The sequence below is a fragment of the Candidatus Chromulinivoraceae bacterium genome (assembly GCA_035478595.1).
Lineage (GTDB): Bacteria > Patescibacteriota > Saccharimonadia > Saccharimonadales > Saccharimonadaceae > CAMLKC01.
This window is the reverse complement of sequence record DATIJL010000007.1, coordinates 1-26,670: the sequence shown is the minus strand read 5'-3', so window position 1 is coordinate 26,670 and position 26,670 is coordinate 1. Positions and strand designations below refer to the sequence as shown.

General features: G+C 45.1%; 28 protein-coding genes and 3 tRNA genes. 14 read left to right on the top strand and 17 right to left on the bottom strand.

Features of this window, described 5'->3' with window-relative positions; genetic code table 11:
* Nucleotides 1–18 precede the first annotated feature (18 nt).
* Nucleotides 19–1,554: a UDP-N-acetylglucosamine 1-carboxyvinyltransferase gene (locus tag VLG36_01740; protein ID HSW77501.1), complete on the bottom strand. Its 1,536-nt coding sequence runs from the start codon at nt 1,552–1,554 to the stop codon at nt 19–21.
* Nucleotides 1,555–1,709: 155 nt separating this feature from the next.
* On the opposite strand from VLG36_01740, the gene glyA reads away from it, so the two are divergent.
* On the top strand, nt 1,710–2,987 hold the full coding sequence (gene glyA, locus VLG36_01735; GenBank protein ID HSW77500.1) for a serine hydroxymethyltransferase: 1,278 nt from the start codon (nt 1,710–1,712) through the stop codon (nt 2,985–2,987).
* A 152-nt stretch (nt 2,988–3,139) separates the two neighbouring features.
* Here the strand turns inward: glyA and VLG36_01730 are convergent, their stop codons facing one another.
* The 5 genes from VLG36_01730 to murB all read right to left on the bottom strand — a co-directional run bounded on the left by VLG36_01730 (nt 3,140) and on the right by murB (nt 7,685).
* A complete protein-coding gene (locus VLG36_01730; protein ID HSW77499.1) occupies nt 3,140–3,589 on the bottom strand; it encodes a type II secretion system protein in 450 nt (149 codons plus the stop codon).
* A 130-nt stretch (nt 3,590–3,719) separates the two neighbouring features.
* Nucleotides 3,720–5,735, bottom strand: a complete 2,016-nt coding sequence (locus tag VLG36_01725) for a hypothetical protein (protein ID HSW77498.1) — start codon at nt 5,733–5,735, stop codon at nt 3,720–3,722.
* Complete coding sequence (locus VLG36_01720) at nt 5,728–6,120, bottom strand: hypothetical protein (GenBank protein HSW77497.1); 393 nt, start codon at nt 6,118–6,120, stop codon at nt 5,728–5,730. The genes VLG36_01725 and VLG36_01720 overlap by 8 nt, the downstream gene beginning before the upstream one ends.
* A complete protein-coding gene (locus VLG36_01715; protein HSW77496.1) occupies nt 6,117–6,623 on the bottom strand; it encodes a type II secretion system protein in 507 nt (168 codons plus the stop codon). The genes VLG36_01720 and VLG36_01715 overlap by 4 nt, the downstream gene beginning before the upstream one ends.
* A gap of 42 nt (nt 6,624–6,665) precedes the next feature.
* Nucleotides 6,666–7,685: a UDP-N-acetylmuramate dehydrogenase gene (gene murB, locus VLG36_01710; protein ID HSW77495.1), complete on the bottom strand. Its 1,020-nt coding sequence runs from the start codon at nt 7,683–7,685 to the stop codon at nt 6,666–6,668.
* A 55-nt stretch (nt 7,686–7,740) separates the two neighbouring features.
* On the opposite strand from murB, the gene VLG36_01705 reads away from it, so the two are divergent.
* Nucleotides 7,741–7,817 (top strand) — tRNA-Arg (locus VLG36_01705).
* A gap of 14 nt (nt 7,818–7,831) precedes the next feature.
* On the opposite strand, the gene VLG36_01700 is transcribed toward VLG36_01705, so the two are convergent.
* Nucleotides 7,832–8,503 carry a LamG domain-containing protein gene (locus VLG36_01700; GenBank protein ID HSW77494.1) on the bottom strand — a complete coding sequence of 224 codons (672 nt, stop codon included), beginning with the start codon at nt 8,501–8,503 and terminating at the stop codon, nt 7,832–7,834.
* 11 nt (nt 8,504–8,514) lie between these two features.
* Nucleotides 8,515–9,120 (bottom strand): hypothetical protein, encoded by a 606-nt coding sequence (locus VLG36_01695; protein HSW77493.1) that lies wholly within the window; start codon nt 9,118–9,120, stop codon nt 8,515–8,517.
* Nucleotides 9,121–9,196: 76 nt separating this feature from the next.
* Here VLG36_01695 and VLG36_01690 point away from each other — a divergent pair, with 76 nt between their 5' ends.
* From VLG36_01690 to VLG36_01660, 7 genes are all read left to right on the top strand, one after another.
* Nucleotides 9,197–9,994: a polysaccharide deacetylase family protein gene (locus tag VLG36_01690; GenBank protein ID HSW77492.1), complete on the top strand. Its 798-nt coding sequence runs from the start codon at nt 9,197–9,199 to the stop codon at nt 9,992–9,994.
* 44 nt (nt 9,995–10,038) lie between these two features.
* Nucleotides 10,039–10,115, top strand: a tRNA-Arg gene (locus VLG36_01685).
* Between the two features lie 16 nt (nt 10,116–10,131).
* Complete coding sequence (locus tag VLG36_01680; GenBank protein ID HSW77491.1) at nt 10,132–11,667, top strand: hypothetical protein; 1,536 nt, start codon at nt 10,132–10,134, stop codon at nt 11,665–11,667.
* Between the two features lie 120 nt (nt 11,668–11,787).
* Entirely contained in the window at nt 11,788–12,474 is a 687-nt protein-coding gene (locus VLG36_01675) for a hypothetical protein (GenBank protein HSW77490.1), read from the top strand.
* Between the two features lie 2 nt (nt 12,475–12,476).
* On the top strand, nt 12,477–12,755 hold the full coding sequence (locus VLG36_01670; GenBank protein HSW77489.1) for a hypothetical protein: 279 nt from the start codon (nt 12,477–12,479) through the stop codon (nt 12,753–12,755).
* Between the two features lie 65 nt (nt 12,756–12,820).
* A tRNA-Lys gene (locus VLG36_01665) sits at nt 12,821–12,897 on the top strand.
* 140 nt (nt 12,898–13,037) lie between these two features.
* On the top strand, nt 13,038–13,373 hold the full coding sequence (locus VLG36_01660; protein ID HSW77488.1) for a hypothetical protein: 336 nt from the start codon (nt 13,038–13,040) through the stop codon (nt 13,371–13,373).
* 42 nt (nt 13,374–13,415) lie between these two features.
* On the opposite strand, the gene VLG36_01655 is transcribed toward VLG36_01660, so the two are convergent.
* Entirely contained in the window at nt 13,416–15,149 is a 1,734-nt protein-coding gene (locus VLG36_01655; protein HSW77487.1) for a hypothetical protein, read from the bottom strand.
* A 65-nt stretch (nt 15,150–15,214) separates the two neighbouring features.
* On the opposite strand from VLG36_01655, the gene VLG36_01650 reads away from it, so the two are divergent.
* A complete protein-coding gene (locus VLG36_01650) occupies nt 15,215–15,721 on the top strand; it encodes a hypothetical protein (protein HSW77486.1) in 507 nt (168 codons plus the stop codon).
* Nucleotides 15,722–15,726: 5 nt separating this feature from the next.
* On the opposite strand, the gene VLG36_01645 is transcribed toward VLG36_01650, so the two are convergent.
* The 3 genes from VLG36_01645 to VLG36_01635 form a co-directional block, all read right to left on the bottom strand.
* The gene (locus tag VLG36_01645; protein ID HSW77485.1) at nt 15,727–15,915 is read right to left on the bottom strand and encodes a hypothetical protein; all 189 of its coding nucleotides are present in this window, start codon (nt 15,913–15,915) and stop codon (nt 15,727–15,729) included.
* A gap of 150 nt (nt 15,916–16,065) precedes the next feature.
* On the bottom strand, nt 16,066–16,554 hold the full coding sequence (locus tag VLG36_01640; protein ID HSW77484.1) for a DUF5684 domain-containing protein: 489 nt from the start codon (nt 16,552–16,554) through the stop codon (nt 16,066–16,068).
* A 105-nt stretch (nt 16,555–16,659) separates the two neighbouring features.
* Nucleotides 16,660–17,025, bottom strand: coding sequence for an SPW repeat protein (locus VLG36_01635; GenBank protein HSW77483.1), 366 nt, complete (start codon nt 17,023–17,025; stop codon nt 16,660–16,662).
* 133 nt (nt 17,026–17,158) lie between these two features.
* Between VLG36_01635 and VLG36_01630 the strand changes: the two genes are divergently transcribed.
* A complete protein-coding gene (locus VLG36_01630) occupies nt 17,159–17,980 on the top strand; it encodes a bifunctional 5,10-methylenetetrahydrofolate dehydrogenase/5,10-methenyltetrahydrofolate cyclohydrolase (GenBank protein ID HSW77482.1) in 822 nt (273 codons plus the stop codon).
* Here VLG36_01630 and VLG36_01625 read toward each other — a convergent pair.
* Together VLG36_01625 and VLG36_01620 are read right to left on the bottom strand one after the other, a co-directional pair.
* Nucleotides 17,977–18,348 carry a response regulator gene (locus VLG36_01625; protein HSW77481.1) on the bottom strand — a complete coding sequence of 124 codons (372 nt, stop codon included), beginning with the start codon at nt 18,346–18,348 and terminating at the stop codon, nt 17,977–17,979. The genes VLG36_01630 and VLG36_01625 overlap by 4 nt on opposite strands.
* 100 nt (nt 18,349–18,448) lie before the next feature.
* The gene (locus tag VLG36_01620) at nt 18,449–19,987 is read right to left on the bottom strand and encodes an aromatic amino acid ammonia-lyase (GenBank protein HSW77480.1); all 1,539 of its coding nucleotides are present in this window, start codon (nt 19,985–19,987) and stop codon (nt 18,449–18,451) included.
* 169 nt (nt 19,988–20,156) lie between these two features.
* On the opposite strand from VLG36_01620, the gene VLG36_01615 reads away from it, so the two are divergent.
* Complete coding sequence (locus VLG36_01615) at nt 20,157–21,620, top strand: hypothetical protein (GenBank protein ID HSW77479.1); 1,464 nt, start codon at nt 20,157–20,159, stop codon at nt 21,618–21,620.
* A 4-nt stretch (nt 21,621–21,624) separates the two neighbouring features.
* Entirely contained in the window at nt 21,625–22,872 is a 1,248-nt protein-coding gene (locus VLG36_01610; GenBank protein HSW77478.1) for a ThiF family adenylyltransferase, read from the top strand.
* On the opposite strand, the gene VLG36_01605 is transcribed toward VLG36_01610, so the two are convergent.
* Nucleotides 22,859–23,926 (bottom strand): nitroreductase family protein, encoded by a 1,068-nt coding sequence (locus VLG36_01605; GenBank protein ID HSW77477.1) that lies wholly within the window; start codon nt 23,924–23,926, stop codon nt 22,859–22,861. The genes VLG36_01610 and VLG36_01605 overlap by 14 nt on opposite strands.
* Between VLG36_01605 and VLG36_01600 the strand changes: the two genes are divergently transcribed.
* Nucleotides 23,886–26,054 carry an ATP-binding protein gene (locus VLG36_01600; protein HSW77476.1) on the top strand — a complete coding sequence of 723 codons (2,169 nt, stop codon included), beginning with the start codon at nt 23,886–23,888 and terminating at the stop codon, nt 26,052–26,054. The genes VLG36_01605 and VLG36_01600 overlap by 41 nt on opposite strands.
* On the opposite strand, the gene VLG36_01595 is transcribed toward VLG36_01600, so the two are convergent.
* Together VLG36_01595 and VLG36_01590 are read right to left on the bottom strand one after the other, a co-directional pair.
* Entirely contained in the window at nt 26,025–26,249 is a 225-nt protein-coding gene (locus VLG36_01595; GenBank protein ID HSW77475.1) for a hypothetical protein, read from the bottom strand. The two genes, VLG36_01600 and VLG36_01595, sit on opposite strands and share 30 nt — an antisense overlap.
* Nucleotides 26,250–26,343: 94 nt before the next feature.
* Nucleotides 26,344–26,670, bottom strand: a 327-nt coding sequence (locus VLG36_01590) for an LPXTG cell wall anchor domain-containing protein (GenBank protein HSW77474.1), incomplete at its 5' end; no start/stop codon positions are given.

Here is a 26,670-nt window from a genome sequence, read left to right as displayed (position 1 = left end):
TGCTGCTCTGATATATAACTAGATTTCTCGGATTGTTTCGATCTCAGCGCCAAGGGTATTAAGACGATTGGCAAAATCTTCATATCCGCGATTGATGGAATAGACATCGCGGAGCGTTGAGACGCCAGGCGTTGCCAGCATAGCTAATAGAATAACAACAGATGGACGAAGCGCCGGAGGTGCGACAACGTCAGCTGGTTTCCATTTGGTTGGGCCTGTAATGTAAACGCGGTGTGGATCGACTAGCTCTACGTTTGCGTTGAGCTTGGTGAGTTCGGTGAAGTAGATAGCACGATTTTCGTAACTCCAGTCATGAACAAGCGTACGGCCATGAGCAACTGTGGCAATAAGGCCAAGAAACGGTAAGTTATCCATGTTAACACCTGGGAATGGCATGCTGTGCAGTTTGTCTTTTGGCGCATGTAACACGGAATGCTTAAGGGTAATATCTACAAGTCTCGAGTGGCCGTTGCGGGCTTTGTATTCATCGGTAATATCATGCTGAAGACCCATGCCGGTAAGAATTGCTAGTTCAAGTTCGATAAATTCGATTGGTGCGCGGGTAATAGTTATCTCAGAATCAGTGACAATACCAGCTGCAATTAGACTCATAGCCTCGATAGGGTCTTCACTCGGGAAGTACTCGACATCTTGATCGATCTTCTTTTTACCAGTGATGGTTAGCGTAGTAGTACCGATACCCTTGATTTCAACACCTAACTTTTTAAGGAAGAAACAAACGTCCTGAACCATGTAATTAGGGCTGGCGTTACGGATAGTCACTGTACCGTCATAAAGAGCCGCTGCCATAATGACGTTCTCGGTCACTGTGTCGCCTCGTTCTGTAAGAAGAATGGTTTTTTCTACCTTCTTTTCTTTGACGACTGCATGATAATAGTCGGTGTTTGGCTTGGCTTCGACATCCATTCCGAATGGTGCAAGACCTACAAGATGAGGTTCGACGGTGCGTGTACCAAGGTTACAGCCACCGGCAAAGGGCAATTTGAAATCCTTATATTGGTGAAGCAGAGGCCCTAGGAACATAATAACCGTACGAGTTCGCTTGGCGGCTTCAATATCCATTTTTTCGAGTTCAAGACGACGCGGTGGGGTAATCTCAAGATCATTCGAGTCACCAATCCAGCGAGTCTTAACGCCGATACTCTGAAGAACCTCAATAATACGGTTTACTTCTTCGATACGAGCTACTCGGTGGAGTGTCGTCTTGCCTTTATTAAGGAGGGCTGCACATAAAAGACCAACAGCGGCGTTTTTGCTCGTCTTTACCTCAATAGAGCCAGAGAGCTCCTTTCCGCCATGAATGCGAAAGTTGATTTTACCTGTTTGGTTTAAGGTGACAATATTGCTTGAAAGAACATCGCTAATACGAGCAATCATCTCAAGGCTGATATTTTGGCCACCCTTTTCAATACGGTTAACCGCAGATTGGCTAGTGCCGAGTTCTTTAGCTAATTCCGCCTGTGTAAGGCCTCTATTAGAACGTGCTTCTTGGATAAGCGTACCGATTTTGACTTTGTAATCATCATTACTCATGCATTTATTATATCACATACGATATAAAGTAAATACTATTCTACAAGGAAGTTCTCTGATTGGAAATTGAGAACGCTACCGTGTATAGTATAGACATGATCTAATTACTTGCCAAGCCACAACACCTTCTTTAAACCTAAATGAAAGGATTTCCCATGAACGACCAGATCGTGGCTCAACTAATTAACGGCGAGGAACAGCGTGAACGCGACGGCCTCGAACTTATCCCAAGCGAAAACTATGTGTCACGTGATGTGCTAACGGCGCTTGGCAGTATTTTTACTAATAAATACTCTGAAGGCTATCCGGGTAGACGATATTATGGTGGCCAGGAATTCACCGATCAAGTAGAGCAGCTTGCTATCGATAGAGCTAAGCAGCTATTTAAGGCCGATCATGCCAATGTGCAGCCTCACTCAGGGGCGCCAGCTAACGAGGCGGTATATAACGCATGGCTTGAGCCGGGTGATACGGTACTGGCCATGGATCTTTCACATGGCGGTCACTTAACACATGGGGCACCAGTAACTCGTAGTGCGCAGCTGTATAACTTTATTCGTTACAAGATGAAAGACCCTGCAACTGGTGAGATCGATTATGACGAGCTCCGTTGCTTGGCTCAGGAACATAAGCCAAAGATCATTCTAGCTGGTTACAGTGCCTATCCTCGCGAGCTAGACTATAGTAAGTTTGCAGAAATAGGTAATGAAGTTGGTGCGATGCTTATGGCAGACATGGCCCACGTTGCCGGGCTTATTGTTGGTGGTGTTGCCAAGAACCCATTCGATTACGGGTTTCATGTTATTACAACCACGACACATAAGACACTACGCGGCCCACGTGGAGGTATGATTCTTTCTAAGGGCATAGTAGGTAATCCGCTTAAAAAACCAGAAAAAACGCTCGAGAATCTTCCGACGCTTATTGATCGATCTATTTTCCCTGGTATGCAGGGCGGTCCACATATGCATAGTATCGCTGCTAAAGCTGTTGCATTCGGTGAAGCACTTAAACCGGAGTTTAAGGAATATGCAGCGCAAATCATAAAGAACGCTACGACACTTGCTGATGAACTGCAAAGCCGTGGCTTTCAGCTCGTGACTGGCGGTACGAGCAATCACCTAATTCTAGCGGATGTTTACAAGAGTTTTGGCATAGATGGCAAGGTAGCCGAACGCGCGCTTGATAAAATTGGTCTTACGCTTAACGCGAATGCTGTTGCGGACGACCCTCTGCCTCCATTTAGGCCAAGTGGCATTCGTCTCGGTACGCCAGCCATTACTACTCGTGGTCTCAAGGAAGAGCATATGGAGCAAATTGCCGACTGGATGAAACAGGCAATTGATGCGCGTGACAATGACGATGTGCTTGCCGGACTTCATGAAGAAGTTAAGGCTTTTGTGCAGCAGTTCCCACTCCCAAGTGATCAATAGCAAACTTTATTATTCATTACTAATTACTAAAAGCAACCACGTACTGTGGTTGCTTTTAGTAATGTTTTTTTGTGGGTTAGATGAGGTAGATGATGTCAATAAAAAACATATCGCTACCATGAGCGATATGTTTTTTACAAGCCTATTCTCAACTATGAACAAGTTGGAGTTGCAGCGTTTGAGCCTGTTGTGGCGGCTCCGGTATATACGTAGACGGCTGCTGGCGTACCGAGACTGTTATCCCAGTAGGCAACACATCCTCCTGTACCACCTGCATTTGGAAGATACTGAATGGTTTTACCATCAGAGGCAGATGTAGTCAATTGAAGACTATTAACGGTTACACCGGTTGGGATACGAGTAATGCCACCGGTCCAAGCGGTCAAGGTAGCGGCGGATGGATATGTACCGTTGCCTGCGCTAGTATCCGCAGCGTACGCTTCAACGATCTTCTGGACGCCTTCAGCGTTAGACTTTGCTGTCGATGCTTGGGCGCGCTTTTGCACACCGTTGTAGGCCACAATCACAATGGCAGCCAAAATGGCGATCACGACGATCACGATCAAGAGCTCTACGATAGTGAAACCGCGGTCCTTTTTCATGGTTTTTAGTTTACTAAAAGTCATTTTTCTGTTGCCCCCTAATTATTTAATTACAATCGTATGTTCGTATGATACTATTCTTATTTTATAAGCGCAAGCACTTTCTACATTTATGTGTGTATAACATGTGTTAGTTTGGAATGTAGGAGAGATATACAGCGAACCATATATTGCTGCCGGCCACAAAAAGAATGTTTCCACTGGTTGAGATGTCAACACGTCCGAACGCCTCATTAGATGGTGTAGCGAATAGCTCTTGACCGGGAGGTAGGTAACCGGCTGGAAGGGTGGCGATGGTATTTGTGCCCGTGGCGGTACCACTTTTTATAAGACCACGTATGGTTACAACACCATCAGCTGCTTTTGTATATTGCAGGTTTGACCAACCGCCGGCGTAATTTTGCCAACCGTTTTGAAATGATGAGGGTGTACTCCATGTTCCCGTTGTACCTGGATAGTAGAGAGCCTGTAGACCCAAGTATGTTGTTGGCGGTGAGCCTCTTTCTTGGACCGATCCACTACTTGTCACTTGGAAATCCGCCCAGCCATTAGCCCCTGCAGGGAACATATGGGCGGTAGTAGGGTAGTAAGAGTTTGATACGTCACTCATTTGGTTAGTGATTGCACCAGCTGTACCTGCTTTCGCTAGCCCCTGTAAAGCAACGCGTCCTTGGTTATCTAGTAATGTATGTACAGTTTCATATCCACCCGCCCAGTTACTCCACCCATTATAGAAGGGCAGTTCATTCCAAGTGGAAGTACAGCTTGACGGAACAAAGGAGATACTGTCAAGAGAGATCCAACCATTACTGCCTGATACAAAGTTTACGTCACCATTTGCCATAATATCAATGCGGCCAGTAGCGTTGGGGCTGGTTGCTACTTGAAATGCAAGCTCTCCCTTTGGCCGGAAGCCAATAGGTAAGCTGCCGATGGCTGTCCAGCCGCCTGTACTCCCGCTCATGACGAGTCCTTTAAGGAAAACTCGACAGCTACTTGTTTTTGTGAATTGAGCGGTATTATAACCACTGCCGAAATTTGTCCAACCGTTCTGAAATGGAAGATTGGTCCAGAGTGGTAGGGTTGAGGAATTAGTACCATAGCTTGATGTATTCGCTCCATTAGTTGCCGCAACTTTGATGGATATCGTATCACCTCTGTTAGCACTGATAGTATAGCTGGTTGTTGAACTGCTGAGTGTGGTATTTGTCCAGCTTCCACCGTTAACGTTATACGAGACAAGGTAGTTGGTTGCCGATGGAATGCCGGTCCAACTGAAGGTTGCCTGATCGGGGACTGGTTGTGTACTAGTGATGACGGGTGTAGTAAGAGGCGAGGCGTCAGTATTAATACTATTTAACTTTGCCGCTCGAAGTGAGGATGTGGTGGTAAACGTTTTACCTGCCGTTGTTTTGCTACCCGTAATAGTAACGTTAATCGCCGTTGCTGAGGCTGCATTTGCCGCACCCATGTCGGTGGAGCTGGTGGGATCGGGGAAGTACTGGACATTGAGTGAGCTGATATTATCCATAACACGTTCGTCCTCAGTTTGACACTGCGAGGAGACATAGCCGGGGCTACAAGAGTTTTTTTGCCATGGATAGTAACTTGAGCTATAGGTACAAATTGTATTGGCATCGGGACTACCCGTGTTAAGGTTCCATGGAGGTACATAGGTACGGCGCCAGAGCGTATTGTTATTAATATAGTAAATAACACGAACTGAGAATGCACGGTTTGATGTCTGCGTGTTATCGCATGGATTTGGCTGGTTGTCATAATATATCAGCCAGCGATCCCACGTGTGGGGGTTACTATCTGTAGCGAGCGCATTTAGAATGAGTGTGTTTGAAGTATTACTAAAAGCTGCCGTGCCTGTATAATTGTTGTCGCTACCTTGTGGTGAAGGTAGGGTACCGGTAGTTGTAAGAAACTTTGCGCTTAGTTTTACATCCTGCTCTATGCGATCGAGCGCATTTTGAGAGTCGTATGTTACGGACGTTTGGTCGCGTGTGAGAAGGACTTTGCCGACGATTGTGATCATAAGAGCGATAAAGCCACTAATTGCAATAATAACGATTGGCGCAATAATAAGTATCTCGATGAGCGTAAAGCCGCCCTCTTTTTTTTGCTTGAATTTAGTCATTAACGAAGAGGGCATGTACTACTCCTATTTGTGGATTACCGTAATTAACAGTTACCGTAACCTTTGTTACATCTACTGAGGTGCCGTAGGGGCAGGTAAAAGATACTGATACGGAAGGACTTGGCAGATTGCTACCACTAGGGATAGCTGGGGTAGGAGTTGGCGTTACGGCAGTGCAGGGGTTAGTCGCTTGGGGCGAATATTGTCTCAGGATGTTATAGGCGATATTGCTTGCCTGTGCTTGTTCGCGTGCTTTTTCGTTATCTTGAATGACTACGGAGTAAAGCTGATAGCCAGTGGTTACGAAAGCCGTGGCAATGAATAGACTAATAAGCAGTTCGACTGCAGAAAACCCTTTGGAATTAAAATTTAAAAAACGTATCATTGGTGTTTACTCGTTACCTTTTGTGTACCTGACGTTGTTTCGAGCGCATAGTAAATATTGAATTTGCGACATTCGGTTGTTGCAGACGAGCCCGCAGTAGTACATAGACCGCCACTGTCGGTGAGCGGCATGTAGACGAATGTATTAATGTTGGGTGTCGGAGCTGTAGTAGATGTTGCTACTGTAAAGCTCAAGGCACCGGATGTACTGACGTTAGGCGCCCATAGGTCTTTTGTATCGAGGTCGGGGAGGAGCGTTTGAATTTCCGACAGAGTATTAATGTCATTAGTACCTGGATACTGGCCTGCACTTGTTGTGGATGTACCAGCTTCGTAGTACGTTTCAAGTTGTTGTGCGATAGCGTTAACGTCGGATTTACGCTGATCGTCGCGTGCGTTAGCTTGATTTGAGCGAAGGTTAACTACGGCAATGATAATAAGCATTACCATTATAGTTATGGTAATAAGGAGCTCAACAAGCGTAAACGCTGCGTTACGTTTCATATCTTATAGCATAAGAGGTTTGGTGTCTGTGTGCAAGCAGTATTATATTTCAAGTGGTTCTTGTTCAATGGTGATGCGAAACTTATCACGAATAGCGCCCATTATCTCATCACGGGCAGCGGCGAGGTCGGCGTAACTCTTAGCTGATTCGTTTATAAGTACGAGGGCATTTTTATCATGAATATGCATACCATGGAGCGTTTGACCGCCCAGACCCGCTTCCTGTATGAGCCAACCGGTGGGAACCTTAAAACGACCATCGGACATGTCATAGGTTGGAATGTCCGGGTATTCCTTTTTAAGATCAGCTAATTGCCAATCCTCGACAATAGCATTTTTGAAGAATGAGCCAGTGTTCGGTGTGACCGTGGGATCTGGTAGTTTGTTTTTGCGGATTTCGATAACAGCATCACGAATAATTTGCGGAGTGTAGAGTGTGATATTGTGCTGATCAAAATAATCTTGAATAGCAGCATAAAATGGCGGCTGTGGAGCTGTTTTATATAGCTTAATAGTGATGGCTGAAATAACATAACGGCCCATTTCAGTACTACGGAAGATGCTATTACGGTAGGAGAATCCACAGTCGCTTGCCTCGAGGATGATAAAACGATCGTTTTCGATGTCGTATGCGTCGACCGAGACGAGGGTATCGGCAATTTCCTGCCCATATGCGCCTACATTTTGCACCGGCGCTGCGCCAGCGGTGCCAGGAATGGCTGACATGGCCTCTATGCCGCTAAGGTTCATGTCTACGGTACGTTTGACGGCTTCGTCCCAATTTTCGCCGGCACCTATTTTGAGTGTTGTTGCACCCGGTTCATCCTGTATGACTTCAAAACCTGGTATACGGTTACGAATAACGATACCGTCAAACCCCTCATCGCGTACAATAACGTTACTGCCACCACCCAGAATGAAAATGGCGAGACCTTGTTTTTTTGCGTTTCGACAAATCTCCTGGACGTCAGCGGCTGTGTGAGCATCGGTCATAAAGCGGGCATTACCACCTAGTTTCATGGTGGTGTAATTTTTGAGAGGGATATTGGTATGAATGTCCATTTGATTTGATTATATCCCAGAAATATCAACTTATATACTATAATCTAGGAAGTATGCGCCCGTAGCTCAGCTGGATAGAGCGTTGGTTTCCGGTACCAAAGGCCGGGGGTTCAAATCCCTTCGGGCGTACCACGACATTATTTTTGTTATATAACAGGTTTTCTCATGGCAGACGCTATCTGCGACTCAGATAGTGCAGCATTGAAAACACGGACATCATCGATGGTCACATCAGAATCCTCATATGTCGTAGCCGACCAGCCAGCCACAAATAGGCCGTCACCAGGTGAAATAGTTCCCGAGGCCGTGACGGTAGCTATAAGTAATCCATCTTTGTATAGTTTTATCTGAGAGGTGTCATAGGTGAGGGCGATATGGGTCCATGTACCAACGGTGAGTGTCGGACCGTATACAGGTGTTAATGTGCCTCCGAGCCTAATATCTACCTGGAGAATATTGGAGGTACCAAAATCGGCTCGTTGTGTAAAAATAACGATGTCGGAATTTCCCCCATTATCCATAAAACCAAATGCCGCATGAGTCGTATTGATCGTAAGGTTAAGTGGCTGTATCCATGCCATGATTGTCACAGAACTTGCTGGGGCGGTAAGCGCAGCTTTTGCACCAAGCGACGCGGCTGTATTTGTAAGGCCAAAACCACTATGGCCGGCGCCCCACGAGACCGTATTGAGACTCATGGTATGACCGTTACCTGAGGCGTCGGCCGTTGTTGATCCGCTTCCCTCAGAGAATCCGTAGGCGGCAAGCAGTGATGATGTTGGTAGGGGGACTGTTTGCGCTAATATGACGCTCCGCATAGATCCTGGCACTAGAATCCTCCGGGCCCAGCGGCCCCGTACCATGTTACGCCGCCGTCTACCGTATCGAGTAGAATCTTATCCATTTTGCCAGCTGCTGTGGAAAGGATTGGTGCTCCAGGTGTGCCCCAATTAAGTGATCCTGGCCAAGTGATCGTATGTGAGCCTGTACCGTCTTGAAATACATAGAGCAGAAGCGAGCGATACGAACCACCCGCAGGGCTCGCGAGAGTTACCGTGCAGGCTGCAGTGAGGGTAATCTTTTGAACATTGCCGCTTGCAAGATCTATAGTGACAGCCGCGCCAGAGTTCCCAATATCATGAAATGTTTCGCCGCCGCCATTTGTTGGCGTGACAGTGTTGCTATCTACATATGTCTTACTTGCAGCCTGGTTGCTAGAAGCTGGGGCTGGAATGATCGGTGAACTGGTAAAAGTTTTTATACCCGCAACCGTTTCGTTTCCTGTGTTGTGGATGACAGTCGTATCGTCGGCTTTTGCCGCGAGTGAACCAGTGGTCTTAAGCGAGCCGTCGGAGTTATGCTCAACACTCAAAAAATCATTGAGAACATTACCCCATATATCCGTATCGCTACCTGGTTGTGGAAGTCGCGCCATATAACCCTTACTCCTATAACACCTTACTACCCTAAGTGTAACAAAAGCCTTATGTTTTGTAAGCTATAATAAAAGCATGCTTAAGATCTTTCGACGCAAACGTCACGTGTTTCTGTTTGTAGCGGGGCTAGTGGTTATAGTGGCTATTGCAAGCGTACTGTGGCCTATGTTTAATCATTCAGGTACGCCACCTGTTACGAATGTTCCGCAAAAACAGGTACAACCGGTTCAACCTAAACAAGTGGTATCCACGCCCGTGCCTGTTGTGCATGATGTGCTAATTCCACCAGTTGTAAATGGTTATGCGCCAGTTATTAGTCGAATCGACACAAAAGAGCCCGTCGTGTTCTTGGGAATAGATGATGGTGCAAACAAGCAGGCGTTTGAATTACAGATGATGAAAGATAATAATATTAAGGCGTCGCTTTTTTTGGCGGATAGCTTTATTCACAGTAACCCAGGTTTTTTCAAGGATTTTATGGGTGAAGGATCGCTTATTGAAGATCATACAGTTGATCATAAGGATTTAGCGCTCATGTCGTACGAGTCCCAAAAGCAAGAGATCTGTGATCAAGCAGATAAAGAACTGCAGTATTATGGACGACGGCCTATAATTATGCGACCGCCTGGTGGCAACTATAATAAAGATACACCACGAGCGGCTGCTGCATGCGGCATGAAAGCAGTGGTGCAGTGGATCGCAAAAGCTAATGGTGGATCAATGCAATATCAGATTGGGCATGGTCTGAGGGCGGGTGACATTGTCTTAATGCATTTCAGGCCCGAATTTAAGAGTGACATGCAGTCCTTTTTGGATGCCGAAAAGGCTGCGGGACTTCATACTGAACTTCTAGAAGATTGGCTCCCATCCTGATTATTTTTCTCTTTTATCTGGTATAATAAGCCCTGAGTAAATTTGCACCCGTAGCTCAGTGGATTAGAGCACTGGTCTTCGGAACCAGGTGTCGTAGGTTCGAATCCTACCGGGTGCACCAGAATTGATTATTAATTATGAATACATTAAATACTATTGGACGGCAATTCGCTGACGCACTTCGCACTGCTGCCACTCAGACAGATATTGCCACTAGTGTTTATAATAATGCCCAAAAAATCCATGTAACAGGCGCTGGCCGCACGCTAACATTTGCGTACGAGCAGCTTCGTAATGCAGCCGAGTATACCGAAGAGCATCTGTTACTCCAGCGTGCCGCACAGCGTTTTTACCGTCGCGTTTTTCTTTCGCACGATGTTGTCGTAGTGCGTGAAGCTGGTGAAGAGCTTATTACTGAGCTGACGCTTGCTGGTTATTTACAAAACGATACTGTTACAACTGACACGGTGGCGCAGATCAACAAACTTGCAGAGGAATATTATGTAGCTCATCTGCAGTTTAAAAAAGATGCCTGGACGCTAAATGTTCTGGCAGTAGAAGTTGAGCGACTTGTAAATAGTGATTTAAAACGCGATGTATTCACGCAGTTTTCCTACGATTACTTTGTTCGCACGATCGATCAGCGCAAACTGTTTGGTCAATCTGTTGGTGAGTTTGAGATTGCATTATTTGTAGCAGTCCACCGTGCGCTTTTAAAATCCGATCCTGCCACTATTCGGACGGCACTTTTGCATAGATATCAACAACGGCCAGATTCTGGTGCGTTTGTTCAGACAAATAAAATGATTGATGCTGTTTTGGACTCTCCTGCAACTGATAAGATATACCGTCTTGTGAGTAGACGCGGTGCAGCACTCCGTATTTTGTGGCGCATGATTGATGAGCATGAGGATGCGGTGAATCTACTGGTATCACGAGAGCAGTTCCTCTCGGCATATGAGGCCCAAATAGAAAGCGAATACTCACGCATTAACGGGCGCATCAACCGTGGAATCATCAAGAGTGTTATTTTCCTGATTATCACCAAGGTGCTTATTGGTATGGCTGTTGAGGTTCCGTATGACTATATTGTAAGTGGCGCGATCGTTGTGCTGCCGTTAGCTATTAACTTATTGTTCCCACCAATTTACATGATATTACTACGATTTACACTGCGGCTTCCAGGGCAGGCGAATGCACAAACATTAACGGACATTACTGACCATCTGTTATATGGAGATGAAAACTCCGTTGAGGCTTCATACCGAAGTACTGGTCGTGGGTTTGGACTTGGATTTAATATTGCCTACGCGTTCTTCTTTATCTTGGTATTCGGTGGTGTTGCTCTATGGCTTATTACGCTTGGTTTTTCACCACTACACCTTTTGGTATTCTTTGTTTTTCTTTCGACAGCAAGCTTTCTTGGTTTTCGACTGTCTCGGCAGATTCGGGAACTGGAGGCAACGGAGAGTCGCCAGGACGGCATCTCAGTTATTCGCGACTTCCTTTATATTCCGTTTGTAGTGGTTGGTCGATGGATGAGTGAAAAATATTCTCGCGTAAACATTGTCGCTATGATGCTCGATATGGTAATTGAGCTTCCACTCAAAACAGTACTTCACTTGGTCCGTCAGTGGGGCGCGTTCATCGCCAGCAAAAAAGACGAATTGTAGTTATTTTAACGTAGCCGCTTTGTCATCTGTATCATTGATTTTTACGATTTGTCGGTAATTGACAGGCAGTTTTTCTAAGCATAAGCTTAGAATATAACGTAAATAGGGCGATAATTACGCATGAAAATTAAAAGATCCATAACAACTTTGAGCGTCGTAGCCTTTGCATCCATTCTTGGAGTGGGGACTGGCATTGCCGTTTATGCGCAGGATGGCACTAACATGGATAGAACGAACACTACCACACCAAACTCATCAGAGTCCACATCAACCACCACAGAACGAACTGCGGAGCAGCAAAAACTGGAAGCTGCAAAGGAGGCCGAAACCAAGGCGCGTACTGAGGCTGAACAAGAAATCCAGGTGGCAAAAGATAAAGTCAAAACGGCTGAAGATCGTCTATCTGGCACGCGTCTTAAAACATGCCAAGCTCGTCAAGCGGCAATTACTAAGATTATGAAAGATGCTGCACAGCACGGTACAGACCAAATTACGCTATTCTCTACAATTACGACGCGTGTCGAGAATTTCTATAAGAGCAAAGGCAAGACGCTTTCTAATTATGACCAGCTTGTGAGCGATGTAACCGCTAAACAAACAGCAGCGCAGGCGGCAGTTCAGACGGTAAAGACGGCCGACACTCAATTCGACTGTAGTAGTGCTAACCCTAAAGCCACCATCGATGTCTTTAAGGCTGAAATCAAGGCTCAGAATACTGCAATTGAACAGTATAGAACAGCGGTCAAGAATCTCATTGTTGGTATTAAGTCAGTTCAAAGTACAACCTCAACGGGGAATGGAGCATAGTCATGCGTAAGAATCAGGGTTTTGCAATTATGGAACTGGTCATTGTGGTCTTGGTTATCGCTATTATTGGTGCGCTTGGAGTCATTGGCTACAGCCGCTGGAAAGATGCTAATACCACGCAAACTGCCAGTACTTCAGGCCAGCAACAGGCGATGACAGCTCCAGCTGCACCACAGGTGCAATCCACTCAAGATCTAGATACCGCCTCGAAAGCACTCGATCAGTCAACGGTTTCAAGTAGTAGCGTAGATCAGTTGACTTCACAAAGTAGCGCGTTTTAGTGCTTATTAACAGGGGCTGAAGTGTTTACAAAACAGCCCCTGTCTGCTATAGTCTTTACAGTTATGGGCCAGTAGCTCAGCTGGTTAGAGCACCTGCCTCTTAAGCAGGGTGTCGAGGGTTCAAGTCCCTCCTGGCCCTCCAAGCAAAGAACGTCGACATTTTCGCTACCGGTCGGCGTTTTTTGTTTGGTTCAGTTTTAGGAAGATGTGTTTTGAGTAGGGTATATTTGCCTCTTTTTCTCAATGATTATTCATACGTGCTGTCTGCTATACTAAAACTAAATGACTTCACTGCATCGATATAAACACCAAAAAGCGCGTAAAATACTCACTGTCAAAAAAGCTCTCAAGCCAAAGATTGTTGACAGACTCGTTTATATTGCTGCGATTATCGAGCCTTTATTCTCCTTCCCACAGGCGTATCAAATTTTTCATGACAAGGCGGCAGTAAGCGTATCAATACTTTCATGGCTAGGCTTTGAGATTATGACTCTTGTCTGGCTATGGTATGCCATTGTCCATAGAGAGAAGCTGATACTTATTTATCAAGGACTTTTCTTTATTATAGACGGCTCGGTATTAGTAGGTGCGATTTACTATGGCGGGAAGCTATTCTAGTTGTGATACCAGCTTTTTGCAATTGATAGTGTTTTTGAAAAATTACTTGAAGAACACATCAAAGCCCATGGATTGATCGGTAAGATGTGAATGAGACCGTTTCAAAAAATAGCGAATTGCCCGCGCCTGGAGAGGCGATGTCTTGAGGATAAATCTATCTCGTTTGCGGTAGGTGGATGACTCTCGTAGGATAAGCTTAAGTGATCCTCGAGGTGGCAGGCGCTTCATTGTACGAGAGAGTAGCGTCGGTATTGAATAATGTTGCGGATACATTTTTTCGTACACGTGAACTTGCTTTTGAAGTTTAACTCGCTCATCTTCTGTAAGGCCAATCAACATGTATCGGCGCAGTTGTGCGAATATAGCAAGTGTGGCGTACTCAAACTCAAGCGAGTGAATAAGCTCTGATTGTAGGTGAATTTGCCGGGCGATAGTAATCATCTTTCGTACCGCATTAGCAGCCTCATCTCCATCTCCAATCGCTTTTTCGGGCCTTGAAACTAACATACAGTGTAGCCATATGACTGGAGGTGAGAGCAGGATCTGATCCCAAGTCAGCCAGGTAAGCGGCGGAATGCGAGTCCGTCGAAAGTAGAGGCTCTTTTGAGCTATTTCCGGGAGGTAGAGACCCTTTTTAATAGCAATGTCCGATAGATGTAAGAGCTCGATAAAACGAGGCACGTCTTTAATGCCGTGACTATCGCAAAAGTTGGCAATAGCCTCTTCGACTGGTTGTCCACAACTGATCGCTAGAGTTACTTCGGTGTTGAGCTCGTTCCAAAAAGAACTATCATTTAAATAAGTGATGTTCGACCATGTTTTTTTGGCCCAACCACCCGTTTGACACCATACGTGTATGCCGACGATATTTTCTGCAGTTTTTAAGCTTGCAAGATAGTTTGCATAGTCCCAGCCAACAAAAGAGGGATATAAACCCATGCCTTCCCATTCTCTACGAGTCTGAAGTTCGATTAATTTTTTGTGAGAACTTGCAAAAAATAAGGGATTAAGGGGTAAATAGCGCATGAAATCAGTGTCTCCGTATTTGATACTAATAATAAGCGCATCGCTCTTGATTGACCCAAAAACTGTATCGAATGTTTTTTCGTTCCAGATAAGGTCGCCAATTTTATAAACCCCAACGGTCCAGGTGCGAAAAATAAGTGTTTTATGGTGAGATTCAAAGATGGGGAGGATTTGTTTTAGTAGGTCATTTGCCTGATGAGGAGTCTTAAGTACGAGCTGGCTTAAGAAGGTTCCCGTCACATCTTTGCCGTCATTCTCGCCAATTCGTAGGATAATACCATCAATTTGTGGATGCTGCTTGAAAAGAGTATTAAGCGCATCGGCGAAAAAATCACTAGGCGCTATGCCGTGCACGTTCATGTACTGAGTGATATCTGGGTTAAGGAAAAGGTAGTCAGTGTTAAGATAGAGTTGTAATTTCTTCTTTTGGGCGATCGCAAACAATTGGGCGTAAAGGTTCTGATAGTCGGAAATAAGACTTTTAAGTTGAGAATTATAAAAAGGAAACGATATAAGATGTGCCACATCATCAATACTTAGACCGGTATACCCCAAGCTTGCCACGCGGGTGGTGTATCGTTCAAAACGTTCTATGATCCGTTTTTGAACGGTATCGTTTAGTTTTCCGTTGGTTTCTAAACTTGAAAAAACGACTTTCGACCAGTTAACAGTGCTGTTCTCTGTCTTTTCGATAAAAGGTCCTAAGGCGTCGATAATGGCGAACTCTTGTGCTCGGACGGAGGTTTTCATGCTCTTTTTAGTATACCACTGTAGATTTAGTGATATATTTGTTGACGCTGATATATACTAAAAAAATGAGTAAACAAACGAAGGAAACGGAAATTCTTGAGTTCCGAGTTGAACTTTTAAAAGAACGTATCTACGCAACCTTTGTATTGCTTGCGGTCCTGCTGACGATTGACGTTGTTCACACTTCACCGCTTCGGGCTGTGACGGTACTGGGTGGAGCAACTCTTTCTTTATGGGCGGCGAGCCTGGTAGCTTCTCGAATGTCATACCGCATCGTCATGGGGCGAATTGAGAGTGATAGGAAGTTGAATCTTCGTTTAGCTCAACACCGTCCACTTATTTATGCGGCATTGTTTCCGGTATTTATGGCAACGCTAGCACTTATACACATTATTTCTTTGGCGCTCGCCTTGGATGTCGCCGTCGGAGGTTTGGTACTACTCTTAGTCACGTGGTCGCTTTTGTCGGCAAGAGCAATCAGAGCAGGACGATTTGCGACAATCGTCCTTGCTGGTGTCGAGCTTTTTATTGGGTTAGTGGTGATAGGTTTAAAACTTATCGCAAGTCATTAAGCATACTAGGCGTGGAGAAATTTAAGAAGGTCGTAAACCATGAAGGCTGGCCAGACGATAGCCTTTAAAATACCAAGTACACCAACCCAGAATGAACTTGCATACTGAATATAGTAGATAATTGCACCAATCATGCCAAGACCATACACAGCGCCACCCCCGCCGCCGCGGTATTGTCGTTTGTTTTCGTGCATTTCCTTCATCTCTATCTCCTTTTTCTTTCAGTATAGCAAATAAAATAAAAAGAGCAGTGCGCTAGATCACAGCTAAAGATAGCGAGCTCCTAACTTACGTTTGTCAATATAAAATAGCTAGCGGAGTAGCTAGCTATTTTATATTGAGTGTTATGCTTCTTCGTGCGCCTGGGCTGCTTTCTGTTTTTGTTTGCCTTCCCAGGTAGAGCTATCGACTGCTAGCCAAATAAGCCATACGACTGGCAAAAAGATGGCTAGTAGAACGAAAGCCCCTTCTTTGCCGAGCTTGAGACCAATGTTATGCATAGCGATATAGATAAATACAGCTGAAACGATATTGACTACGGGAACTAAAGCAAGGACGGCCCAAAAACCCTGTTGGCCGCCAAGTTCAAGCAGTACCCAATTGTTATATACGGGCACCCATGCTTTCCAGCTCTCAACGCCTGCTTTTTTAAAGATGCGACCCATTAGGAGGGCAAAGATGATATACATTGCAATGCCAAAAACGAGAGCGAATAGCATAACAAAGAGGAGCATGCCTATGGCTGCACTATCTGACATACTCGATGTACCATTATTGTAATAGTACGAGTTGTAGTAGGGCGACATCTCACCAAAAAAGTGGATTATATTCATGATTTCCTCCTTAGTTTCTTATTTGTATTCTAGCACGGAGAGGAGAAAAAATAATAACAAATAAAATAGGACGGCTAAGTAACGCTGTCCTATTTTAAAATACCGCTATGCGCTGTGGTGGTGGGTCATGCGCACAGGCATGGTCATTGTGCCGCTCCAGAAACCGAGGACGGCTACGGCCAGGCCGACAATGATCTGGTTCCATAGAACTGCCGACTCGGTAGATCCTATGATAAATGGCGCGATTATAAGCCAGAGGCCTGCAATACCATTAAGCCAACTTGCCCATGTTTGTGACGGTGTGCTCAGGCGAATAACCGCAAGAATGGCAATTATCGCACCTAAGATAATTGAATTTGTCATTGCCGTGCTTGTGTAGCTAAAGAGGAATGGCGAGAGAATTAGCCAGATACCTAGTACCAGGTTAGTAATCCTGATTCCTTTAGCGGTTGACTTTGCTTGTTCTTCCATAGCATTTCCTCCTATTACACTTTACATTTACAGTATCCTCCTAATGACGAAAAAATACAGTGATAGATATCACAAAAGACTGTCGTAAGAAAACCTGATAACAATTGAAGAAACAGTGGTAGAATAGGAGATAATGACTGCAAGAATCTTAAATGGCACCGAACTTGCCGGATTCATCAAAGAGCGCCAGGCTCGTCAAGTGCGAGCACTGCGCCAGGCTCATAATATATTTCCAAAGTTGGTGATTATTAAAAGCGAACATGCGTCGCCTGTTATTGATACCTATGTGCGCATGAAGCGTCGCTACGGTGATGATATTTTAATTGAAACTGAGGTTGCTACGCTACCTGAGATTGACATGCCGGCAGCGATTGAGAAATATAATAACGATCCATCTGTCCACGGTATGATTATTCAGTTACCACTTGATGATAAAAGTAAGACAGATGAAATTATTAATCTGGTATCGCCAGAAAAAGACGTTGACGGTCTTGGCTCAAAAGCTAAGTTTGACAGTGCAACCGCGATAGCTATTAACTGGCTCATTGCAGGATATGGAATTGATCTAAAGGCTAAAAAAGTCACGATTGTTGGTAACGGTCGACTTGTTGGCGCGCCTCTTGCTAAAATCTGGAAGGCGAGTGGTTATGACGTCACTGTTCTTGATAGCCACGTTAGCGATATCGCCGAGATCCTTCGTGCAAGTGATGTTATTATCACGGCGACGGGCGTGCCTCGACTCATTACGACGGCTATGGTGCCTGTCGGTGCAACAGTAGTGGACGCTGGCACGGCTAGTGAGAATGGTGTGATTGTAGGTGATATCGAACCGGCCATTCGTGAACGTGATGATCTTAAGATTACGCCCGAAAAAGGTGGCGTTGGTCCACTGACTATTACGGCGCTATTTGATAATGTTATTCATGCTGCGCAGACCGCAGCCGAAAAAGCCTAGGCGATACCTAAAGCTTCTTTTGTACGAGCAACAACTTGACGTGGAGTAAGATCGGCTTTCACGATGTAGCTGTGAACACCGAGTGTTTTAAGCACTTTTGGTGCTTCTTCTTCACCGAGGTTGGTTAGAATAATAACAGGGATTTTTTTACCCCAGTCGTGTTCGCGAATATGTGTTAAAGCCTCGGCACCATCCATATGGGGCATCTGAAGGTCTAACAGTATAATATCGGGACGGAAGCCCTCTGCCAGTTCGACGCCGCGTTGACCGTTATCAGCAATTTGTACCTCAAAACCGTCCGCCTCAAATTTCATACGGTACATCTGGTTGATGACTGGATCGTCTTCGATGATGGCTATTTTCGTCATGTCTGTCTTGCCTCTTCGGTTATTTTTTCTCTATGCTTTCATTCTATCATTCTGGATCCATCTCGTGTAGACCTAGGGCGCGTGTGCGAAGTTGTTAGTCTCATCTTTTCAGTAGACGGACCACATTGTTAATTTCAGAGGAGAACGCTCGGTCGTCAATGACGGCAGGGAAAACCTCGCGAATAGCTCGGTACTCTGTCTGTATTGGCTGTGAAAGTTGCGCGATTTCTTTGGTAAAGTCAACAGCTTGTGCGAGTGTAATACGCTCTATGGCAACAACAATGTAAGCATTCTCAACGACCTTTGCGGCTAGCAGTGCTGCGTCAGTGCCCATACTGACAACATCCTGGTTGTCTCCGTTGGTTGGAATAGAGTGGAGATGATGAGGGTATGCGAGACTTTGACTTTGAGCGGTTGTGGACGTTGCAACGAATTGCATGCCCTGTAGACCTAAGGTAAGACCAGGTTTTTTCAGGTTCAAGAACGGCGGGAAGAATTTATTGACGTTCTTGTTTAAGAAGAAATTAACCCTTCTTTCGGAGAGCATAGTTAGTTTAACGAGAGCAGCCTTTAATTGGTCTATCGCGCTTGCGATATAATCTCCATGAAAGTTGCCGCCATGTATGAATTCACCCAGTTCTCTATCGACGATTGGGTTGTCGGTGACAGCATTGAGTTCAATTTCAACAGTAGCTATCGTTTTTGTAAGTGTTTCGTGGATTGGTCCTAGTATCTGTGGAATACATCGCAAAGAGTATACCTCCTGAACTGCTTGGGGTAACTCGAGAACATCATCTTGGGCCTTTACTGTCTTGTGCAACTCGGAGCGGCTTTTAAGCAAATAGGAGTCTTTTAACAGTTCGCGTATCCTACGCGCAACCTCTTTTTGTCCAGCGTGTGGACGTAGTGCGTGTAGCTGTTCTGAAATACTGTCATCATAGGCATGAACGAGCTCAAGCGAAAAAGCGCCGTTTTTGATGGCATGATCAAGTAGTTGTTTTGCATCGACACACAATGTCGCAACAATCCCTGTCATAACAGCTGTGCCGTTAATTAGGGCCAAGCCTTCTTTCGGTTTTAGCTGGTAGGTGAGTGGAATGTCGAGCTCGGTAAGTACGTCTTGTGTTTGTCGTTTTTGGCCATCATAAAGTACTTCACCTTCGCCGATGACTGCAAGAGCGATATGGGCGAGCTGCACTAAATCACCGCTTGTTCCGACCGCACCATGCTCAGGGATAATAGGGAGGATTCGGTGGTTAATGAACATTTGTAGACGCTCCACCAGCTCGAAGGATACGCCGGAGTAACCTCGTAAAAGAGTATTAAGACGTACGACCATAGCCGCAAGAACATAGTTGGATTTGATGGGGTCGCCTACGCCAACGGCGTGACTTCTGATGAGGTTACGCTGTAATTCTAGTTGTTGGTGTTCGCTGATAATATGTGAAGCCATCGGGCCGAAACCAGTATTGATACCGTAAATTATTTTGCCATTTGCTTGCTGGTCGATGAATTCTTTTGTCATGTCGACGGCATGCTTGGCGTCTGGAGTGATTTGAATGATGGTGGTTGGATCGCTGAGGATTTTATCTAAGTCGCTGATAGTAAGGTTGGTACCGCTTAAAAGAATTGTCGTCATAGTGTAAGTATATCGCAAATGGATCTATAACTGACAGGTTTGGTGTGGTTTTTGATCGTCGAAACATGGATATGCTGAAGTGTATATCATACACATATTTGCAAAACAGTCAAGGTGGCATATAGTATGTACCAAAGTCAAAGATACAATCAACGGAGAAAATTTACCTATGGGCAATCAGCGCTGGTCTTTAAATCGAGGAGATCCGAGTGGTGAAAAAAGAGCCCTTGACCTGTTTCATACAGTTGCGCGGCGAGTACCGGCGTATAAAAATTTCCTAGAAAAAGAACATATCCAGGAAAAGAAAATACGTACCTACCATGACTTCACGAAATATGTTCCACTCATCGACAAAGAGAATTACATCACGCAGTATCCACTTGCTGATCTATGTTTGGACGGAAATCTATTCACCAATCGTATTATTTCCGTAAGCTCAGGCTCAACAGGTGAGCCGTTTTACTGGCCGAGAGGACTTACTCAAGATCTTGAGGGTGCGGAAATGCACACTCCAATTTACAACAATATTTTTCAAATGAACCAAACGAGTACACTTGTTGTCAACTGTTTTTCTATGGGGGCATGGATTGCGGGATCATTTACGACGGCCTCTACTCTGACATATGCGGATAAAGGTAACCCTGTAAATATCATTACACCCGGTCTAGATAAGACCGAAGCAATCAACGCAATTAGACATCTCGCTCCGTCCTATGAGCAAGTCTTGCTGGTTGGCTATCCACCGTTCATCAAAGATATTATCGATGAAGGCACGCGTGCTGGTGTTAAATGGAAAGATATGAAGACACGCCTTATGACTGCTGGTGAGGCGTTCAGCGAGGAGTGGCGTGACTACGTGCTCAGGTTGGTGCACTCGACTAATCCATATCACGATGCGATCAATGTATACGGGAGCGCGGATGCAGGCATGCTTGGATATGAAACCCCTGCGTCTATTTTGATGAGGCGAATCTATAACCAACGGCCTAAGGTCCGATCAGAGTTTTTTGGTACAAGTATGACGCCTTCGATCATCCAGTATGATCCCCAGCGTCGTCATTTTGAAGAAGTGAACGGTGAACTTGTCTTTACGGCCATGTCGGGAATTCCTTTTATTCGGTATAACATTAAGGACTTTGGCGGGATTCTGTCGTTTGAACAGGCCGTTGCGCCTATCAAAGACCGCTTTATGATGCTTGCCAGCCAGCGTGATGTGGACACTAACAAGTGGCGTCATCAGCCATTTCTCTACCTAAAGGGTCGTAAAGGATTTTCTGCCACGATCTACGCAGTCAATATTTATCCCGAGAATATTAAAGCGGCGCTTATCGATCGACGTGTTCAGCGTTGGGTTACAGGGCGCTTTACGATGGCAACTCAGAACTATTCAGATATGGACCAATACTTTGAAATCAATGTTGAATTGGCGCGTGACTTTGTCTTTAAAAAACAGCATCAAGGGCTTATCGAGGAAGTGATCTTCCAAAAACTCATGAAGCTTAATGCCGAGTTTCATAAACTCTATACAGCTATTGGTATTAAAGCATTACCCCGCGTACATTTGATTAGATTTGGTGATTCAGAATATTTCTCTCAGGCTGGAAAACATAGATGGGTGAAGAGGGAGGAATAAGCAAATGGGACAAGGTAGATTGACGGAAGCTGACCACTCTCAAGAGTGGCCTGATCAGCTTAAGAGACTTTCTAAAAAGGCACGTCACGATGGCGAAAGTTGGCAGCCTGTTGTTGTCGAAATGCGTACGACAGACGCCGCTAAAAGACTTGATGCACTCTTGGAAAGCTATGATATTCGCCAGATTATTGACAACTACGACGAGCAATACGCTGAACTGATAGTAAGCAGGCAGCCGCAATTATACCAGTCAAGTCTTGAGGTGAAACGCGAATCACTCAAGGAGTATCTGGAAAAGCATTTTGACGGCCGACAATCATGGCAACTTGGGTCATGGGTGTATTATCCATGGAATGGTGATCTTGTTCATATCCTTGAAAAAGAACTGTTTTTGGAATCGCGTACTATCCGAAACAAAGATCTTATCAATGAACAAGAGCAGCACGAGTACGCAAACTTTACTGTTGGTTGCGCTGGTATGAGCGTAGGTAGTAATGTTGCACAATCACTCGCTATTTCGGGCGGTTCACAAAAAATAAAGCTTGTTGACGGTGCGGTCATTAGTGCTTCAAATCTTAATCGCATTACAACGGGTGTTTATGATGTTGGCAGCTCAAAATCCCTGGTAATTGCACGCAAGCTGTACGAGATGAATCCATATATGGAAATTGAACGGTCCGATCAAAACATTACCGAAAAAAATGTCGCAGACTTTTTTGAACAACCATGGCCACTTCGTGCTGTTGTTGACGAGATTGACGATCTTAAAATAAAAATATTATTAAGAATTGAGGCTCGTAAGCGTGGTTTACCTGTTATTATGGCAACTGATCTTGGTGACGATGTCATGCTTGACGTAGAACGGTTCGATTTAGACCGTATACTCCCACTTTTCCACGGGCTTGTCCCAAATGTCGAGGAGCTACTTACGAAAGAAGTAAGTAAACGCGAATGGCTTAAATATGCAACATCAATTATTGGACCACACAACACGCCGCTTCGGATGCAGCAATCACTCTTGAAGGTTGGTACAAAGCTAGTAACACAGCCGCAGCTTGGCCCGACGGCGATGATGTCTGGCGTGGTAGTGGCCTATGCAATTCGACAAATCGCGACAGAGGAGAAGTTGCGTAGTGGGAGAACGCTTATATCACTCGATAAACATTTGCGTCCTGATCTCGTGACGTTGAGATATCGCCGTGAACACAGAAAACACACCCAGCAGCTCAAACGCGCTCTTAAGGCAATGTAAGCTCATCTACTTCGAGCCGAGGGGACGAACGTACAGAATGGGTTGCTTTGCCAATACGAAGCATGGTCTGTAGTCGCATGGATGTATGAAGCATCGCTTCGATATCTTCGTGAAAGCTAGCAGCTTCAATGGGTGCAGCTAATGTTCCTTGTGCGAGGCCACTTTGGGTAATTTGTAGCGCGACGCGCAAATAAGCCTGGCCGGCACGTAGCCAAAAACTAGGCACATCGCCGCTAGTGCCGATAAATACGAGTGCCGATGCATCGTTGATTCTCTGCTGATCGTGGTGCGCTTTGAGCGAAAGGCCAAGCCCGAGTCTAATTGATAGTTTGCCAAATACAGATCCGAGCATACCTTCGCCAAGAGTGTAGCCGTGCATACCTATGCGTGACGGAGACCAGTTGTAATGAACGAAATGGTACAGCTCACGGCGAAAATCAGGGCTGCCAAGAGCTAGCGACATAGCCTTGAATGTAAAGTTGCCTACATGCTGGATTGATGTCTTATCTTGCATCAGGAACACGTCGACGCCCTCTAGGTCCTTGACGGCTTGTTGACAGTTTTCTAGGAGCGTTTTAGGAATTTCTGTGGGTATCATCTTTTCACGGTAGGTCTGTCGATTTTGAAGCGCATTTAGGATGGCTGGCTGTTTTTCGAAGCTATCAGGGGTGATTTGAACAGTGGCTATAACATTATCTAGGGTTTCTTCCTGAATCTCTATAACCTTCGCTTCCATGCCAAGTCCTTTTGCGGCCTGAAGCATAGCTTCAAGACAAATGCCAAAACTGATCCATGATTCGCGGCCCGTCGGGTCTGCGGAGTCCAGTGCACGGCTGGGTGCGATAGCTAAAGAAACAGTGTCGTCTCGAACGATGAAACGCCAGGGTTGAGCATTATGAACCGATGGTGCAAGCCGGGCATACTCAAGTAGTTCTCTAATGGATGGCGATAATTCTTGTTTCATAACAACCTTCTTTATAGTTTTACTATAACATCGTAGTATTATAAGTGTAATGCTTGAGCTTATTATCTTGTCGCTATCTGTTCTTGCCAACTTCGGACTAGCCTTTGTTGTCGTTGCAAAAAATCCAGGAGGGCGAGTCAATCGACTTTTTGGCTTTCTCGCACTATCTCTTGTTTTATGGCTGTCAACGAATTATATATCAACGCATCCTATCTTTTTCGATCAGCTCACTTGGATTCGTTTGGCAATAGCTTGCGCGGCAATCATGTCCATGGCGATGCTGCTGCTCACGAATGTCTTTCCTCAAGGCAATCCGTATAAAAAGAAGCTATCTATAGTCACTATTGTTGTTGGATGTATTGTTGCGGCTGCTGCTGTTAGCCCATTTGTATTTACACACCTTGAAATTTCTGGTTCGTCAGTCAATCCCGTACCTGGACCTGGAATGATCCTGTTCATGCCATTTATTTTTGGGACATTAGGGGGAAGCATCTACATCCTCTTTCGTAAATTTCATATCCTGAAAGGTCACATGAGGGAACAGGTCAGATATGCCATCATCGGTGTGATGACGACATTCTCTCTTTTGGCGTTTCTAAACTTTATTGTTATCATCTTGTTCCATAACACCTCTTACATATTTTTGTCTCCACTTGTAGGGTTGGTCTTTACTACAAGTTTTGCTTATGGAATAGTGCGACATCAACTATTTGATATCCGCTTGATAATTGCTCGCTTTATTGCCTATATTCTTTTACTTCTCGTTGCGGGTACTCTTTATGGTTTTCTGGGCGCAGGGCTTTCTTTCTTTATTATTGGTGTGCAGCCGAGTATTGCACAAATTCTTGTATCTACTGCAGTAGTCGGCTTTCTTGTCTTGTTTGTTGAGCCTCTTAGGCGTTTTTTCAATCATATTACACGGGCTATTTTCTACCAAGATGACTATGACACTAAAAATATTCTAGATGCTTTAGCAACAGTGTTGGTACATTCGACTGAAACGAAGCCGCTCGCGACTGCTTCTTTGAATATTCTGAAAAAAGCACTGAAATCAGATTTTATCACTCTTATTCTTATTGATGAAGCTGCCGATGATGAGAAAGGTAGGCATATCAGCGTTGGACGAAGCGCCCCTCTTTTAGCTGAAGTCACACCTCAACAACTGCAACAACATGTCACGGACGTCGTAAGTATGGATACGGTTCAAGCACCCTCAAATCATTTCCACCGTGAGGTGCAGGAAGCGGGCATTTCAGTTATCATTCGCCTTGAGACTAAAAGTGAGGTGGTTGGGTATTGTATATTTGGATATAAAACGACTGGAAGTGCATATTCTCAACGAGATATTGATCTGATTCGTATAGCAGGTGACGAATTGGCTGTCGCAGTTCAGAACACCCTTCGTTTTGAGCAGATCCAGGTCTTTAACGCGACGCTCCGTAAGAGAATCGAAGATGCAACCAAAGAACTTCGTACGAGTAACGAACAACTTCAGCGTCTTGATGCGGCAAAGGATGAGTTTGTTAGTATGGCTTCTCACCAACTGCGCACGCCACTAACGAGTGTTAAGGGATATATAAGCATGGTACTTGAGGGTGATGCGGGTAAGATTACGGGCGTTCAACGTCAGCTCTTAGGTGAGGCTTTTACAAGCAGTGAGCGCATGGTACATCTCATCAATGACTTTCTGAATGTTTCGCGTCTGCAAACGGGTAAATTTGTACTTGAATCTAAACCGATTGATCTCGCGAAAGTAACGATGCAAGAGGTGGATAGCCTTCAGACCACTGCAAACGCGCATGATCTCAAGCTCCAATATAGAGCACCCTCAGTCTTCCCGATTTTATATATTGACGAGAGCAAAATTCGCCAAGTGATTATGAACTTTATCGACAACGCTATTTATTATTCGCATGAGCATACGGTCATTCACGTTGAGCTGACGATCGAGGAAGGTGACGCAGTGCTGCGAGTGAAAGACACAGGTATTGGAGTACCTAAAACAGAACAGGCACATTTGTTCTCTAAGTTTTTCCGTGCAACCAACGCTCGTAAGCAGCGACCAGATGGCACAGGCGTAGGTTTATTCTTGGCCAAGAAGGTTGTCGTCGCACATGGAGGTACGATTGTCTTTGAATCTGTAGAAGATGTGGGTAGTACTTTTGGATTTAGGCTACCAATTAAGAAACTAAGCGCCCCCACCGATAACGCGGATTAGCTCAAGTAGTAGCCAAATAACAACAATCGCGACTGCTACGCCGATAAGTACTGGCTTTGCGATTGCTTTTTTCTCAAACCACCATTGCTGTAATTTATTGCGGTTAGCCGCAGTTAGTTTAGTGACAACTGGACGAGCCTGAGCGGCATCTTGTCCGGTGTATACTTTGTTGCGTTTTTTCTTCTGCTTTGCCATAGATATAATAAGTATATCAAAAACTACCCCCGTGTGAAACGGGGGTAGTTCTATCTGAGGCTGATGCTTCAGTATAAGGGTGAGCGGTCAGTCTCTAGCGTGTTATTGCACGGCGGCTAGCAATGTAGTAACCAATCGATGCAATCAATGAACCTGCGCCAACGAGGGCAATAAAGCCATCGCTTGCACCGGTGTGTGGAAGCTCCGCAGGAGTCGTTTCACAGGTGTTAGTGCTTGTTGAAGTTGAAACACAAGTTTCGCTACAACGGCTGTCATTCATTGGGATACCTGGCTTACACTCAGGAGTCTCTTTACAACGGTCGTCGTTTACAGGGATACCTGGTTTACATTCTTCTGGAGTAACAGTTACTTCAAAAGGTTGTTTACAGTTTCCAACAGGCGCAGTTTTGTCTTGGCCGTT